At 70.3% G+C, this 15071-nt stretch carries 11 protein-coding genes; 8 read left to right on the top strand and 3 right to left on the bottom strand.

Translation table 11 applies throughout. The features are described from left to right. The first annotated feature begins 1 nt into the window (after position 1). Both FB465_RS34365 and FB465_RS34360 read left to right on the top strand, forming a co-directional pair. Entirely contained in the window at positions 2-1408 is a 1407-nt protein-coding gene (locus tag FB465_RS34365; RefSeq protein ID WP_145796871.1) for a cytochrome P450, read from the top strand. Between the two features lie 13 nt (positions 1409-1421). Next, positions 1422-2765: a cytochrome P450 gene (locus FB465_RS34360; protein WP_145796869.1), complete on the top strand. Its 1344-nt coding sequence runs from the start codon at positions 1422-1424 to the stop codon at positions 2763-2765. 4 nt (positions 2766-2769) lie between these two features. On the opposite strand, the gene FB465_RS34355 is transcribed toward FB465_RS34360, so the two are convergent. Together FB465_RS34355 and FB465_RS34350 are read right to left on the bottom strand one after the other, a co-directional pair. Next, positions 2770-4155 (bottom strand): M1 family metallopeptidase, encoded by a 1386-nt coding sequence (locus FB465_RS34355; RefSeq protein ID WP_211785922.1) that lies wholly within the window; start codon positions 4153-4155, stop codon positions 2770-2772. A 20-nt stretch (positions 4156-4175) separates the two neighbouring features. Then, complete coding sequence (locus FB465_RS34350) at positions 4176-8060, bottom strand: Pls/PosA family non-ribosomal peptide synthetase (protein WP_145796865.1); 3885 nt, start codon at positions 8058-8060, stop codon at positions 4176-4178. Positions 8061-8292: 232 nt separating this feature from the next. On the opposite strand from FB465_RS34350, the gene FB465_RS34345 reads away from it, so the two are divergent. Next, entirely contained in the window at positions 8293-8964 is a 672-nt protein-coding gene (locus FB465_RS34345; protein WP_145796863.1) for a LamG domain-containing protein, read from the top strand. On the opposite strand, the gene FB465_RS34340 is transcribed toward FB465_RS34345, so the two are convergent. Next, the gene (locus FB465_RS34340) at positions 8961-9638 is read right to left on the bottom strand and encodes an NAD-dependent epimerase/dehydratase family protein (protein WP_145796861.1); all 678 of its coding nucleotides are present in this window, start codon (positions 9636-9638) and stop codon (positions 8961-8963) included. The two genes, FB465_RS34345 and FB465_RS34340, sit on opposite strands and share 4 nt — an antisense overlap. Positions 9639-9784: 146 nt before the next feature. Here FB465_RS34340 and FB465_RS34335 point away from each other — a divergent pair, with 146 nt between their 5' ends. The 5 genes from FB465_RS34335 (at position 9785) to FB465_RS34315 (ending at position 15045) form a co-directional block, all read left to right on the top strand. Beyond that, the gene (locus FB465_RS34335; RefSeq protein WP_145796860.1) at positions 9785-10729 is read left to right on the top strand and encodes an ABC transporter ATP-binding protein; all 945 of its coding nucleotides are present in this window, start codon (positions 9785-9787) and stop codon (positions 10727-10729) included. 3 nt (positions 10730-10732) lie between these two features. Further along, positions 10733-11545: an ABC transporter permease gene (locus tag FB465_RS34330; RefSeq protein WP_145796858.1), complete on the top strand. Its 813-nt coding sequence runs from the start codon at positions 10733-10735 to the stop codon at positions 11543-11545. A 273-nt stretch (positions 11546-11818) separates the two neighbouring features. Beyond that, positions 11819-12609, top strand: a protein-coding gene (locus FB465_RS34325) for an IS5 family transposase (RefSeq protein ID WP_425461274.1) whose coding sequence is annotated in 2 segments (ribosomal slippage) — positions 11819-12134 and positions 12134-12609 — 792 coding nt in all. Because the reading frame shifts where the segments join, the coding sequence is not laid out codon by codon here. 311 nt (positions 12610-12920) lie between these two features. Next, positions 12921-13952, top strand: a complete 1032-nt coding sequence (locus FB465_RS36120) for a tyrosinase family protein (protein WP_342791871.1) — start codon at positions 12921-12923, stop codon at positions 13950-13952. Between the two features lie 85 nt (positions 13953-14037). Continuing rightward, positions 14038-15045 (top strand): hypothetical protein, encoded by a 1008-nt coding sequence (locus FB465_RS34315; protein ID WP_145796855.1) that lies wholly within the window; start codon positions 14038-14040, stop codon positions 15043-15045. Positions 15046-15071 lie beyond the last annotated feature (26 nt).

Genomic DNA, 15071 nt, shown 5'->3' with positions numbered 1-15071 from the left:
CATGCCCGTACCGGCAGTTCCCGCCGAGGCCCCCGGGGCCCTGCCCGTCGTCGGCCACGCCCGCCAACTCCTGTGGCAGCGGCTGGCCCTCCTGGAGGAGCTGCGCAGGCACGGCGACGTCGTCGCCGTCAGGATCGGGCCGGTCCGCCTGTTCGTGGTCAACGACCCTGCCCTGGCCCGCGAGATGCTCGGCCGCCGGGCCTCGGAGTTCGGGACCAGTGACCAGTACCGGTTGATGGCGCAGATCACCGGCAACGGGCTGCTGCTCTCGGAGGGAGCCTTCCACCGGCGCCAGCGCAGGCTCATCCTGCCCGCCTTCAACCACGCCAAGGTACGCGGCTACGCCGACACCATGAGCCGGCTGGCCGAGTCCTGGGCGGACGGTCTGAGCGAGGGCCGGAGGCTGTCCGCGGACGAGGAGTTCGCCGCGCTGGCGACCGAGATCGTGGTCCGCTGCCTGTTCTCGCAGGGGATCGACCGGCGCAGCACCGCCGAGGTCGTCGACGGCCTGCCTCACCTGATGAGGTGGGTGGGGAGCCGAGGACTCGACCCGACCGGACTGCTGGCCAGGCTGCCCACACCCGTCAACCGCCGGTTCAGGGCGAGCATCCGGACGCTCAACGGCATCGTCCGGGGTGCCGTCGCCGAACGCCGGAGCAGCAGCGGCGGGGGCGAGGAGGACCTGCTGTCGGTGCTGCTGCAGACCCGGGACGCCGAGACCGGCGAGCCGATGGCCGACCGGCAGATCCACGACGAGGTGATGACGCTGCTGACCGCCGGCACCGAGACCGTCTCCCGGACGCTGGCCTGGACCGTCCACCTGCTCGCCCGGCATCCGGAGGTCCGGCGCAGGCTGCACGGCGAGGTGGACGAGGTGCTGGCGGGACGGGCCGCGTCCTTCGAGGACCTGCCCCGGCTCCCCTACACGCGCCAGGTCCTCACCGAGACTCTCCGGCTCTACCCGTCGGGCTACCTCCTCTCGCGGGCCGCTGTCGCGGACACCGTCCTCGGCGGGCACCTGCTCCCGGCGGGGAGCACGGTGATGTTCTCGCCCTATGCGGTGCACCGCGATCCCGCGCTGTTCGCCGAGCCCGGGCGGTTCGACCCCGGGCGCTGGTCGCCGGAGCGGGCCGACGACGTCACCCCAGAGGCGTACCTCCCGTTCGGCCTCGGACCGCACGGCTGCATCGGGGAGGGCTTCGCCTGGACCGAGATGACCATCGTCCTGGCCACCCTCGCCGCGCGATGGGAGCTGTGCCCGGCCTCGGCGAAGGCGGTCAGGCCGGTCCCGACCTTCTCCCTCTCCTGCGGACGGATGCTGATGACCACGCGCAGGCGTTCCCCCCTGTCCGCGGTCGTGCAGCGGACCACCTCCGCCCCGATCCGCCCTGCGGCGCCCACCAACTGACGGAGAGCCGGCGATGACGATTCCGCCCCCGACCGTGCCCGACGCGCCCGGCGGGCTGCCCGTGATCGGTCACGGCGTCCGGCTTCTGCGCGACCCGGTGGCCTGGCTGGAGCGCTGCCGCTCGACCGCCGACATCCTGCGGCTGCGGTTGGGCAGACGGCCGGCCTACCTGCTCTGCCGGGCGCCGATGGTGCACGAGGTGCTGGTCACGCAGAGCGGCTCCTTCGACAAGACCGGGCCGTTCTTCGAGCAGACCCGGGCGGTCATCGGCGACAGCCTCTTCACGGCGTCCAACGCCCTGCATCCGCGTCAACGGCGGCTGATGCAGCCGGCGTTCACCCGCGCCCGGATCGCGGATGCCGTCCCGGTGATGGCCGCCGAGGCCGAGGCCATGCGGGACGCCTGGCAGCCCGGTGCCACCGTCGACATGATCGGGGCGATCACGGGCTACGTCCACCGGGTGGCGCTACGGACCCTGCTTCCGACGCTGGACCCCGCGGAGATCGGCCGACTGGCGGACGCCACCGGCTGCCTGCTCGCCGGGCTCTTCCGCCGTACCGCCCTTCCCCTGCGGGCGGTGCACCGGCTCCCGCTGCCGGCCAATCGCCGATTCGACCGGGCCCTGGCCCAGTTGCAGGACGCGTGCACCCGTGCGCTGGCCGCCGCCAGGGCCTCCCCCGACCCCGGGACCATCCTCGACGCCCTGCTGACGGCCGGCGACGACGGCACGCATGCGCCGTTCAGCGAGGAGGAGTTGTGCGCGCAGCTGTTGCCCCTGCTGGTGGCGAGCGCCGACACCACCGTCGCCACCCTGTGCTGGCTGCTCCAGGAACTGAGCCGCGCCCCTGACTTCCAGCACCGTCTGCACGAGGAGGTGGACGCCGCCCTGGGAGGCCGTACCCCCGCCTTCGAGGACCTCGCACGGCTGCCGTTCCTGCGCGCTCTCACTGCCGAGACCCTGCGGCACCACCCGCCGCAGTGGATGCTGACCCGGACCAGCATCCGGGAGGTGCGGATCGGCCCGCACCACTTCGCGGCCGACACCGACTTCTACTTCAGTCCGCATCAGATCCAGCACGCTCCGGGCGACTACCCCCACCCGCAGCGCTTCGACCCCGACCGCTGGTCCGAGCGGGTGCCCACCGCCCGCGACCTCAGCTATCTGCCCTTCAGCTCGGGTACGCGCAAGTGCCTCGGCGATCACTTCGCGCTCGCCTCGATCGCCGTGGCCGCCTCCGCCGTCGCGGCCCGATGGACCCTCGTGCCCGCGTCCGGCACCGACGCCCGACGCGTGGCCACCACCGTCCAGACCCCGGTCGCCCTCCATCTCACCGTCCGGGAAAGGCCGCACCCGTGAGTGTTCAGGTGCCGACCGGCAGCGGGGGCAGCGAGGTCTCGTGCAGCCAGGCGTCGAAGAGGCCGTCGAGCGGCCCCGTCGCGTAGTGCGCCGCGTGCGCGATGAAGTCGGCGGTGCTGACGGTGCCGTGCCGGTGTATCGCGGCCCAGTCCCTGACCATCCGGAAGAAGGCGGTGTCGCCGAGGGCACGCCGCAGCGCGTGCATCGCCAGTCCGCCGCGCTCGTAGAGCCGGTCGTCGAACATCAGCTTCTTCCCCGGGTCGCCCAGCCGCAGGTCCTGCGGCAGCCCGGCCAGCAGGGCGTGCGCGGTGGCCGCGTGCTCGGCCGCCGTCCGACCGCCCACGTGCTCGGACCACAGCCACTCCGCGTACTTGGCGAAGCCCTCGTTCAGCCAGATGTGCCGCCAGTCGGCGATCGAGAGGCTGTTGCCGAACCACTGGTGGGCCAGCTCGTGGGCGACCAGGCGCTCCGAACCGCGCGCGCCGCCGAGGTGGTTGGTGCCGAAGGTGGCCAGGCCCTGGGCCTCGACCGGGACGTCCAGTTCCTCGTCGGCGACCACGACCGCGTACTCACCGAACGGGTACGGCCCGAAGACGTCCTCGAAGAAGTGCATCATCTGGGCCTGCCGCCCGAAGTCCGTGCTGAACTCCGGCAGCAGCCGGGCGGGCAGGTAGGCGGTCTGCGGCACCGCGCGGAGCGGCTCGGGCCCCGGGGACGGCTCGATGAGCCGTACGGTCTCGTAGTGGCCGATCGAGACCGTCACCAGGTAGCTGGAGGTGGGCGCCGGCTGCTCGTACACCCAGGTGGTGCTGCTGGCCCGGGTGGTCCGGGTGAGCAGCCGGCCGCCGACGACCACGGTGTAGGGGGACGGCGTGGTGATCGAGATCTGGTACGAGGCCTTGTCGCCCGGCCGGTCGTTGCACGGGTACCAGGAGGGCGCGCCGACCGGCTGGCTGGCGACCAGCGCGCCGTCGGTCAGCTCCTCCCAGCCCAGGCCGCCCCACTGGCTGCGCACCGGCCTGGGGTTGCCGGTGTAGTGCACCTCGACGGTGAAGGCGGCTCCGGCGGCGAGCGCCTTGGCCGGGCGGATGCGCAGTTTGCCGGCCCGGTGGGTGTAGTGCGCGGCCCGGCCGTCCACCAGCACCCGGCCGATCCGGAACTCGGCCAGGTCCAGCGCGAACTCGGGCAGCGGAACGGCGCCGGCCACCGCGCTCAGCCGGGCGGTGCCGCCGAGCCGGTTGGGCCCCGGCCGGTAGTCCAGCGCGAGTTCGTACCGGTGGACCCGGTAGCGGGCGTCCCCGTTGGCCGGGAAGTAGGGGTCGACGCCGGGGGCCGGCACCTGCTTGGGACTCACCGGTTCGTACGCTCCCTGCGATCTACGAGGTGCCATGTGCCGTGTGCGGGTTGCTGCTAGGCCTGCCAGGCCTCGATCGGGTTGCCCAGCCAGCGGGTGTCGGCCGGCACGGACTCCGCGCGCATCACCAGCGAGGCCGGCCCGAGCGTGCTGCGGGCCCCGACGGTGCTGCCCGGCAGCACGATCCCGCCAGGGCCCAGTGTGGCGCCCTCGCGAAGGATCACAGTATCCATCCGCATGATCCGGTCGTGGAAGAGGTGGGTCTGCACCACGCAGCCCCGGTTGACGGTCACGCCGTCCTCCAGGGTGACCAGGTCGGCCTCCGGCAGCCAGTAGCTCTCGCACCAGACGCCCCGGCCGATGCTCGCGCCCAGGCTGCGCAGCCAGAGGTTGAGAACCGGCGTACCGGGCACCGCGCCGATCAGCCAGGGCACCGCCAGCACCTCGACGAAGGTGTCGGCGAGCTCGTTGCGCCACACGAAGCCGCTCCAGAGCGGGTGCTCGACCGCCCGGAACCGGCCGACCAGCAGCCACTTGGCGGCGACGGACACCCCGCAGGCGGCCACCCCGGCCGCGAGCAGCACGAGACCGGAGAGCAGCGCCGCCGGGACCGGGGAGCCCGCTTCGGCCAGCCGGGCCAGCGCGGCCACGGTCAGCACGCCCAGCGCGGCGGAGGCCAGCACCGGCACCAGTCGGCACAGCTCGACCAGGCCGCGTGCCCAGAGCAGCCGGGCCGGCGGGTCGTAGGTCAGGCTGTGGTCGCCGGCGTCTGCCGAGCGCGGCAGGCGCACCGGCGGCATGCCCAGGTAGGAGCTGCCCTTCTTGGCCTTCTTCGGCGTGGCGGACAGGACGCCGACCAGGCCCCGGTCGGGGACGGCGCGCCCGGGCGCGGTCATCCCGGAGTTCCCGAGGAAGGCCCGCTTGCCGATCTCTGCCTCGCCGAGACGCAGCCAGCCGCCGCCCAGTTCGTACGGGGCGATCAGCGTGTCGTCGGCCAGGAAGGCCCCGTCACCGACGGTGGTCAGGCTGGGCAGGGCCAGCACGGTGGAGACCTCGGCCCGGCTGCCGACCTTCATGCCGAGCGCCCGCAGCCAGGCCGGGGTGATCAGGCCGGCATAGAGCGGGAAGAGCCGCTCGCGGGCCAGGTCCATCAGCTGGCTGACCGTCCAGGCCTGCCAGCCGACCCGGCCGTGCAGCGGGTGGCAGCCGGGGCGCAGGCCGAGGCTGAGCAGCCGGACGGCGGCGGCCAGCAGCGCGGCGTAGACCAGGCCGAAGACCAGGGTGGCGGGCACCACCGCAACGAGCGCGCCCCGCAGGGCGCCGCCGAGGCCGTCACCGGGGTGGACGAACGGGGCGGCGACCGCGAGCGCCGCGAGTGCGGGGGCCACGGGCAGCAGGTTCAACCCGAGAGCGCTTGCCCCGTACGCGGCGTCCCACCGGGCCTTGCGCGGCGGGCGCTGCTTGGGCCAGCTCCGCTCGGCCCGGCCCAGCTTCACGGCGGGCGCACCGGCCCAGCGCTGGCCGGTCGGCACCTGGGCGGTGACGCTGGAGCCCGGCGCGACCTGGGAGCGCTTGCCGACGCGGGCGCCGGGGAAGAGCGTGCTGCGGGTGCCGACCACCGCGCCGGAGCCGACTCGCACGGTGCCGACCTCCAGCCGGTCCCCGTCCAGCCAGTACCCGGACAGGTCCACCTCGGCCTCGACCGCGCAGCCCCGGCCGAGCCGGAGCATGCCGGTGACCGGCGGCAGCGAGTGCAGGTCGACCTCGGGCCCGATCCTGGCCCCCAGTGCGCGGCCGTAGCGGACCAGCCAGGCGCCGGACAGGGCGGTCGCCCCGCTCAGCTCGGCGAGCCGCTCGGCGGTCCACAGCCGCAGGTGCATGCTGCCGCCGCGCGGGTAGCTGCCCGGCCGGAGTCCCCGGAGCAGCAGCCGGGCACCACCGGCCGCGATCGCCAGGCGGCCGGGCGGGCTGAAGAGCAGCAGGCCGCCGGCCGCGACCACCCACCAGGACGCGGTCGGCGCCCAGGGGTAGCTGCCGAACCACTCCAGGACGTTGCCCAGGGCCAGCAGCCCCACCGTCCAGCGCAGTCCGACCAGGGTGAAGAGCGGCAGCAGCAGGAGCAGCTGGACGATCTTGGCCCGGGTCGGAACCAGCCCCACGGTGCGGGCCGCACCGTCGCCCTGCGCGGAGCGCTCGAGGTGGCGGGCCAGCTTGCGCAGGGTGGGCTGCTGGTAGATGTCGAGGACGGCGGCCGCCGGGTAGCGGCTGCGCAGCAGCGTGGTGAGCCGGGCGGCGGCGAGGCTGCCGCCGCCGATCGCGAAGAAGTCGTCCTGGGCGCTGCCGACCGGCACGCCGAGGATCTCGCTCCACTGTTCGGCCAGCCAGGCCTCGGTGCCGTAGAGCTGCTCGGCGGGGCCGGACCGCTCCAGGTCGGGCAGGGGCCACGGCAGCGCGTTGCGGTCCACCTTGCCGGACGTACGGGTGGGCAGGGCCTCGACGGGGGCGAGCAGCGGCACCAGGGCGGCGGGCAGTTCGGCGCGCAGCCGCTCGACGGCGGCGGCGTGGTCCCAGCCTTCCTGGGTGACCAGGTAGCCGACCAGCAGCTGGTTGCCGCCCCTGGCCGTCCGGACGGCCGCGGCGGCTCCCGCCACGCCCGGGAGGGCCTGCAGGGCGGCGTCCACCTCGCCGAGTTCGATCCGCCGGCCGCCGAGCTTGACCTGCTCGTCGCTGCGGCCGAGGAAGAGCAGCCCTTCGGGCTCGGCCTGGACGAGGTCGCCGCTGCGGTAGGCGCGCTCCCAGCCGAGCGACTTCAGCGGGGCGTACTTCTCGGCGTCCTTCTCGGGGTCGAGGTAGCGGGCGAGCCCGACGCCGCCGATGACGAGCTGCCCGGTGCCGCCCATCGGGACCGGGTCGCCGGCCTCGTCCACCACGGCCAGCTCCCAGCCGTCCAGGGGCAGGCCGATCCTGACCGGGCCTTCGCGGGTCAGCAGCGAGGCGCAGGCGACGACGGTGGCCTCGGTGGGCCCGTAGGTGTTCCACACCTCGCGGCCCTCGGTGACCAGGCGCTGGACCAGCTCGGGCGGGCAGGCTTCGCCGCCGAAGATCAGCAGCCGCACCTCGTTCAGCGCCTCGGCGGGCCAGAGCGCGGCAAGGGTGGGCACCGTGGAGACCACGGTGATCTCCTGCTCGGCGAGCCACGGGCCGAGGTCTGCGCCGCTGCGGACCTGGGAGCGCGGTACGGGCACCAGGCAGGCGCCGTAGCGCCAGGCCAGCCACATCTCCTCGCAGGAGGCGTCGAAGGCGACCGAGAGCCCGGCCATCACGCGGTCGCCGGGGCCGATCGGCTCGTCCTGGAGGAAGAGCGCGGCCTCGGCATCGACGAAGGCGGCGGCGTTGCGGTGGGTGACGGCGACGCCCTTGGGCTTGCCGGTGGAGCCGGAGGTGAAGATGATCCACGCGTCGTCGTCGGGGCTCGGCCGGCCTGCCGGGCGGGCGGTGGCCCGGTGGTCCGTGACGGTGAGGGTGCGGTCGGCACCGAGGACCGCGGCCACCGCGGCCTCGCCGAAGACGAGCTCCGCGCGCTCGTCCGGGTCCTCCGCGTCGACCGGGACGTAGGCGGCGCCGGCGGCGAGCACGGCGAGGATGCAGACGTAGAGGTCGTTGGTGCCCGAGGGCACCCGTACGCCGACGCGGTCGCCCAGCCCGATCCCGGCCCCCGCCAGGCGGCGGCGCAGCGCCTCGACCTCGGCGGCCAGCGCCCGGTAGCTGAGCGCGGTGCAGCCGTCGTCCAGGGCCGGCTCGTGCGGGTGGGCGCGGACGCTGGCGTCCAGCACGTCGACGAGCGTGCGCGGCGCGGGCGCCGGGCGTCCGGGAAACAGGGCGAGCGGGCCGGTGGCCTGGTCGGCCTCGGCCCGGTCGTGCGGTGTGTGCGTGTACGTCATGACAGCTGTACGCCCCTCATCCCTGTCCCCCGCCCTTGGGGACTGCGATGGTAACTCCGCCCCGCCCGGGATGACGGGTCGACGTGGCGGCCCAACTGATCGAGAAATGACCATGTCTGATGGTGCATCAGCCACCAGGACGCCCATGTCGTAAGCAATATGACTGCTCGTCATATGATCTGACCTATCGTCAGATGTTTACCGGAAATGTGACTCACGCCATAATCAAAGGATGGAGAGTGAACGAACTTCAACACCACACACCCGCCGAGTCGTCTTCACCGCTGATTTCACCTCGGCCCACCAGTGGACCGCCGGACGAAGCAGCGCCTATCCCGACATGGGCCCGACCAACCGCTCCGACCACAAACTCGACCACCTAAGACCCCGCTACTGCCCGGGCGGCGTCTTCCGCGCCGAGGCGAGGGAGGCCGACGACCTGTGGGACTGCGACCTGCTCACCACGGAGGGGAGCCCGGAGGCGTTCGAGGTGCGGACGGGCGATGTCATCGATGCCCGGATCACGCTCCCGAGCGGCCGGGGCGCCTGGCCGGCCATCTGGACCTGGCGTGACGGCGGCAACGAGATCGACGTGTTCGAGTACCACCCGGACAACCCCGGGACGCTGGAGCTCTCGAACCACGTGAAGGGTGGCTACCGGTACTGGCAGGACCCGACGGTCACACCGGGCGCCACCGTCGGACTCCGGGTGGTCCTCGGAGCCCGGACGGTGGAGTGGTACGTGGGCGGCCACCTCGTCCACGCCGACGGCCGCGGGGTCGGCAGGACGTGGCACGCCTACCTCATCGTCAACCTGTCGGTGAGCGACGGGACGTACCACGGCCCTCCACCTGACGGGACTCCGCTGTCCTGGGCCTGCCCGTCCCTCAAGGTGAGTCGCTAGGACGGCGGAGCGAGCGGGACGAGGGCGTTGATGTCCCTCGTCCCGAGGATCCGGCCGGGCGCACCCGAGCGGGCGACGGCGATCATCGCCCGCCCCAGGCGTTCGGTGGTGGTCAGCTGGTTCGGGAACAGCCTCCACAGCACCGGGAAGAGGGGCGTCGTCACCCGGTAGGCGGCCCGGTAGAGCCTGGTCCTGGAGGTGACGCCGTGCATCGGCTGGATGAATCCGGGGCGGAACATGTAGGCGTCCATGGGCAGGGCGAGCAGGTCGTTCTCGGTCCTGCCCTTCACCCTGGCCCACATCAGCCTGCCCCGCTCGGAGCTGTCCGTGCCCTGCCCGGAGACATAGACGAAGGTCAGGCCGGGGTTCAGGGCGGACACGGTCCGGGCGACGGAGAGCGTGAGGTCGTGGGTCACGCGGCGGTACGCCTCCTCCTTCATGCCTGCCGAGGAGACGCCGAGACAGAAGAAGCACGCGTCGTAGCCGGAGAGTTCGGCCTCGACCCCGCCGAGGTCGGTCAGATCGGGCTGCACGATCTCGCGGAGCTTCGGGTGCCGGACGCCGGTCGGCGTCCGGCCGAGCACCAGCACGCCTTCCACCGCGTCGTCACGCAGGCACTCCCGCAGGACGCCCTGTCCGACCATGCCGGTCGCGCCGAGAAGGATCACCTTCATGCCGTCATCCCTCCCGCTGAATGATCACCGTTCGCACCTATCATGAATCATAGTTCATGTTGTCGGGTCGGGAAACCGCCGGGTATGCCGCCGTCGTCTTGTGCGAGAACCAGTCCGGCCGACCACAGACACCAAGGACGCCCTTCATGATCGAGGCACACGGCCTCACCAAGCGCTACGGCCCCAAGACGGCCGTCGACAGCCTCTCGTTCCAGGTCCGGCCAGGTGTCGTCACCGGTTTCCTCGGGCCCAACGGCTCAGGCAAGTCGACCACGATGCGCATGATCCTCGGCCTGGACACGCCGACCTCAGGCAGCGTCACCATCGACGGCCACCCGTACCGGCAGTTGCCCAACGCCGCCCGCAAGGTCGGCGCCCTGCTCGACGCCCGCGCCGTGCACGGCGGCCGCAGCGCCCGCAACCACCTGCTCTGCCTGTCCCAGCTCGCCGGCCTCCCCCGGGAGCGGGTGGACGAGGTACTCGACATCGTCGGCCTTCACCAGGTGGCGGACCACCGCTCCAAGGGCTTCTCGCTCGGCATGGGCCAGCGGCTCGGCATCGCCGCGGCCCTGCTCGGCGATCCCGAGGTGCTGCTCTTCGACGAGCCGGTCAACGGCCTGGACCCGGAGGGCATCCACTGGGTGCGCACACTGATGCGGCGCCTCGCCGCCGAAGGCCGTACGGTCCTGGTCTCCTCCCACCTGATGAGCGAGATGGCGATCACCGCCGACCATCTGATCGTGATCGGCCAGGGACGGCTGCTGGCCGACATGTCCGTCCGCGACTTCATCGACCGTCACTCCGCCGGCTACGTGCGGGTACGCACCCCGGACGGCGACGGGCCGCAGCGGGACCTGCTGGGCCGGGTACTCGCCGAAGCAGGTGCGTGGACCGAGCCGGAGCCCGACGGCGCGCTCAAGGTCACCGGGGCGACACTGCCGCAGATCAGCGACCTGGCCCACGAGCACGGTGTACGGCTGCACGAGCTGTCACCGCATCACGCCTCGCTGGAGGAGGCCTACATGCGGCTCACCCAGGACGAGGTGGAGTACCGCTCGGCACATGACCACTACGACGAGAACGAGGCCTGACCAGTGCTCACCCCCACCGCTCCCCCGCGCGAGGCCTCCCCGGTCTTCGCCTCGCCGATTCCCGTGGAGGAGGCCCGCCTGGGCCACGCCCTGGCCTCCGAGTGGACGAAGATCCGCAGCGTCCGTTCGACGGTCTGGAACCTGGCCGCCATGTTCACCTTCATCCTCGGCGTCGGCGCCCTGGCCGTCGTGTTCTCCGACGGCACGGTGCAGCCGGGCGACGACATCCTGGGGCTCGGCATGGGCGGCTTCTTCATCGGCCAGATCCCCGTCATCGCGCTCGGGGTGCTCACCATCAGCTCGGAGTACGGCACCGGCATGATCCGCAGCACGCTCACCGCGTGTCCGAGGCGGGCACGGATGCTGACCGCCAAGGCCCTGGTGTTCTTCGCCCTGGTCCTGGTCCTCGCCACCGCGGCGATCGGGACGTTCACGGCGGTGGCCATCGCGATGCTGGGCGACGAGGCGGGCCCGCAGCCGACCGAACAGGTGCTCAGGACCGTGGTCGGCGGCAGCCTCTACCTCGCCGCGATCGGCCTGATGTCGCTTGCGATGGGAGCCCTGCTGCGGCACAGTGCCGGCGCGATCAGCGCCATGCTCGGCTTTGTCATGCTGCCGACCATCATCGGCCTCTTCACCGGAGAGGCGGTCGGCCGCTACCTGATCCTCTACGCACCCGTGAGCATCTCCGCCGCCCTGTTCGGCAACGGGCTCGACCCGGACGTCAACCCCTGGCAGCTCCTCGGGGCCCTGGTCGCCCTCGCCGCCGCGCTGCTGGCCGTCGCCTACCCGGTGGTCAGCCGACGCGACGTGTGACCACCTGATCCTCCGTCGGGTTCACAGGACCGGGTGCGCGCGGCGGCGAGAGGTCCGAACATGGACATCGCCGTCGCCCCCCGGCAGGCTCGGCCGAGCAAGGCGCAGGCATGCCACGGGGACGGGGGGAAAGCCGTGCGAGGGAACATCGCCTTCATTGCAAGCACGTGGACGCACGCTGAAGAGCTCGTAACACGATCTCGTGGGTGTGGGCTGGTGGGCCGTGTCCGGTGTGACGATTCGTCCGTTGGTGGTGGCGTGAGTGCACCGTGGATGGTCGATGACGAGCTGTGGGCGCTGATCGAGCCGGTGTTGCCGCCGTGGCCGGAGCGGGCTCCGGGGCCTCGGCCGGTGGACGACCGGCTGTGCCTGCAGGGCGTGTTGTTCGTGCTGTTCACCGGGATCACCTGGCAACAGCTCCCGCCGGAGCTGGGCTTCGGCTCCGGGCAGACATGCTGGCGCCGGCTGTGCCGGTGGACGGAGGCCGGGGTCTTCGACCAGGTCCACCGGATACTGCTCGCGGAGCTGAACGCGGCCCGGCGGATCGACTGGACGCGCGCTTGTGTAGATGCCTCCCATGTGCGCGCGAAAAGGGGGGTGCCGGGGTTGGCCCGTCGCCGGTCGATCGCGGCAAGTCGGGCAGCAAGCACCATCTGATCTGCGACGGGAACGGAACCCCGCTGAAGGTCATCACGACCGGCGGCAACGTCCCCGACGTCACCCAGACTCTCGCGCTGGTCGACGCGGTCCCGCCCGTGGCCGGCCAACCGGGGCGCCCCCGCAAGCGGCCCAAGTCCCTGCTCGGCGACAAGGGCTACGACAGCAGGCACGTCAGGCGAGAGCTGATCAGACGCCGGATCCTGCCCGTCATCTCCCGCCGCGGAGAGCCCGACATCCGCGGCCTCGGCAAACTCCGCTACGTGGTGGAGCAGACCTTCGCCCTGCTCCACCAGTTCAAGCGCCTCGCCGTCCGCTGGGAACGCCGCCTCGACCTGCACGACTCGCTCATCTCGCTTGCATGTGCACTCATCTGCTGGAGAAGGATCAACAAGCCGACAGCGTGATCGTGTTACGAGCTCTAAGTGCCGCAGGCTAGCGCTAGCGCGGAAGCCACCACCTCCACACCGCGGCAGAGACAAGACGGCCCAGCTCTGCCGTACCAGTCCAGAATTCACTCCCATTCTGCGATCACGTTCAATACATCAACGGGTTCGGAAGGGCCTGTCACTCCCCTGGACGCGGAAGACTCGCTCGGCGGCGGACAGACCTACAGATTGGTTGTAGCGAAGCCCTCCGTCGATGCTCGCCGACAGTCACGATGGCCGGTCTTCCTATCCGCTAGCCCGTGCATGCGTAATTAGCTGGAGGGAACGGCATGGCCCTGAGGAATTCGCGAGACCGAGTCAAACCCTCGAAGGACGCCGGAAACGGTCAGCGCCGTGGGGAATTGCACGCGGAAGGTCGATTCCCTGACCGGGATGACTTCAACCTTATGAAAGTGGACTGGGGAGCTGGTAGACAACTCGACCCGGAGTTGCTCGCGCTTCGATTTGCCCGACTCCTGCGAGACGTAGGAAGTGTACCCGACCGTCCCGTAAGCGATTCTTCATGGATCTTCGATGCGGGAGTCGATGATGTCGATACCAGCAAAGTCGCTGCTCAGCTCTGGTCGCCTTTGATGGATAGCCAGCTCAGATGGTCCATGAAGGTTGAGGATGGGCTGACCGCCATTGCCCGCGCAGTTGCTAGGACTCGGTGGGATCACAGGCGGCTGAGCGAAACCGAGCGAAGCCGGTTCAATGGAGCGCTGCAAGCTGCATACGCAAGCGGCCGTTACCAAGGGTGGGCCGACGTGCATTCAGACATGAGCCACCGTATGCACACCATGGAGCACGCCGGCGGCCCTGTTGGCACCCAGCGGTTCCTGCCATGGCATCGGACTTACGTCTATGCGCTTGAGCAGACCCTGCGTACGTATGAGCCTAACCTGAGGATTCCTTATTGGGACTACGCCAATGACCACGATCGGCCCGATTGGGTATGGCAGCCGCCAAACGTCCAGCGCGGCACGCCCGGAGCACGAGGTGGCTCTCTTCCCACGCAGGCCACCGTCGACGGAATTCTACTAAAGCAGACGTATACAGACTTCACCCTGGGGCTAGAGTTCGATGCCCACAACGACGTACACAATTGGTGCAACGGCACCATCACTGATCCGGTTACGGCTGCAAAAGACCCAATCTTCTGGCTCCTGCACGCAAATGTGGACCGCATCTGGGACAGGTGGCAACTCACGCATTCGGGTACACCGAACCTCGTCGGTGCAGATGCGGCTCTGGACCCCTTTCGATATGTGGTGCCCGCGAGCGTGGCGGACATCGCCATTCTCGGATATATGTACATCTAGCCGGGTTGTATCTTTCTGACTGGCACCGTCTTCGTCCTAGCGGGCTGGGAACTGATCCGAGCAGATGCAGAAAGCAGGCACGTAGATGAAAGATTGGCTTGGGTTTTCCGTAGCCGCAGACACGCCGAACTTCGTCATCACCTACGGCGAATGGCTTAATCAACAGCCCGATGCCGACGCGTTGCGGCGTGCGCAAGCTATCGGGGAGACCTGCGAAGCGGATCTTGCAGCGCTTGAGAAGTTGTTTGACTGCAACTTCAACGCCGGGGGCCGCAACCGGTACGGGACCTGGGTACATGTGTCGCATTCTGATGGGCCAGGCGACGTCTCGAACCTGGGATGGCTGCGGGACCAGATCAGCCGGATCTCGATCGGCAGCACCTACATCCCGACGGCGCCGACGCCGTCGCAGCAGAATGTGTTCGATGAGTTTGCTCGCATGTTGTTCGTCGCGGAGCTGGCCGAGATCCTGATGGACTTCACCGGCTACGGCTGGAACCGGAGTTGGAGCGACGGTGAGGCGTTGTCGATCGTGTTGGCCACCGAGTTGCACCCTATTGGCTACTACCGATCAGGCAATGGTCCAAGGGTGAACGAGTGGCTAGGCACCACGGATCGCCCGGACTGGGTCACCAACACCGCCCAATCGGACGCCGATAGGGTCTCTTACGGCTGCGGAATCCTCTTCATCAACTACTTGCGACATCAGCTGGGCTACTCCCTCGAGCAGATCATCCGAACGCGAGGGTCGGATCTGGCCGACCGATTTGACGCCCTCACAGGCGTCGGTCACAATTTTGCATTCCCCGCCTTCGCCCGCATCCTGGCCGAGCACATCCCGGTTGGATCAGGCATCAACATGCCGGTAGACAACGTCTTCCCCCTGCGTGACGGCAACGATCGCTCCGTCGGGCTGTCGAAATCCTGGACCCAGATCAGTCGCCCCCGAGTATCTCCCGACGCGCCCTCGACCTTTCGAGCCAAACGCAGGATTCATCTGCGAGGAACGCGAATACCACTACTGGCCGACCGCGGACATCCTCGAGCACGACGTCGTCGCAACCGGATACGGCTTCGCAGCAGCGAGGATTGAGTGGTCAGTAAACGGCGCCCCGCTCC

Origin of the sequence: Kitasatospora atroaurantiaca, assembly GCF_007828955.1 — a bacterium.
Taxonomy (GTDB): Bacteria; Actinomycetota; Actinomycetes; order Streptomycetales; family Streptomycetaceae; genus Kitasatospora; species Kitasatospora atroaurantiaca.
Note: the sequence above shows the minus strand (reverse complement) of the source record. Positions and strands in the feature narration are given on the sequence as shown.

Bases quoted from the DNA above. Each gene is read 5' to 3' on its own strand.
- FB465_RS36120 (WP_342791871.1), top strand. From the start codon at position 12,921: ATGGCCCTGAGGAATTCGCGAGACCGAGTCAAACCCTCGAAGGACGCC.
- FB465_RS34360 (WP_145796869.1), top strand. From the start codon at position 1,422: ATGACGATTCCGCCCCCGACCGTGCCCGACGCGCCCGGCGGGCTGCCC.
- FB465_RS34365 (WP_145796871.1), top strand. From the start codon at position 2: ATGCCCGTACCGGCAGTTCCCGCCGAGGCCCCCGGGGCCCTGCCCGTC.
- FB465_RS34315 (WP_145796855.1), top strand. From the start codon at position 14,038: ATGAAAGATTGGCTTGGGTTTTCCGTAGCCGCAGACACGCCGAACTTC.
- FB465_RS34350 (WP_145796865.1), bottom strand. From the start codon at position 8,060: ATGACGTACACGCACACACCGCACGACCGGGCCGAGGCCGACCAGGCC.
- FB465_RS34345 (WP_145796863.1), top strand. From the start codon at position 8,293: ATGGAGAGTGAACGAACTTCAACACCACACACCCGCCGAGTCGTCTTC.
- FB465_RS34340 (WP_145796861.1), bottom strand. From the start codon at position 9,638: ATGAAGGTGATCCTTCTCGGCGCGACCGGCATGGTCGGACAGGGCGTC.
- FB465_RS34335 (WP_145796860.1), top strand. From the start codon at position 9,785: ATGATCGAGGCACACGGCCTCACCAAGCGCTACGGCCCCAAGACGGCC.
- FB465_RS34355 (WP_211785922.1), bottom strand. From the start codon at position 4,155: ATGGCACCTCGTAGATCGCAGGGAGCGTACGAACCGGTGAGTCCCAAG.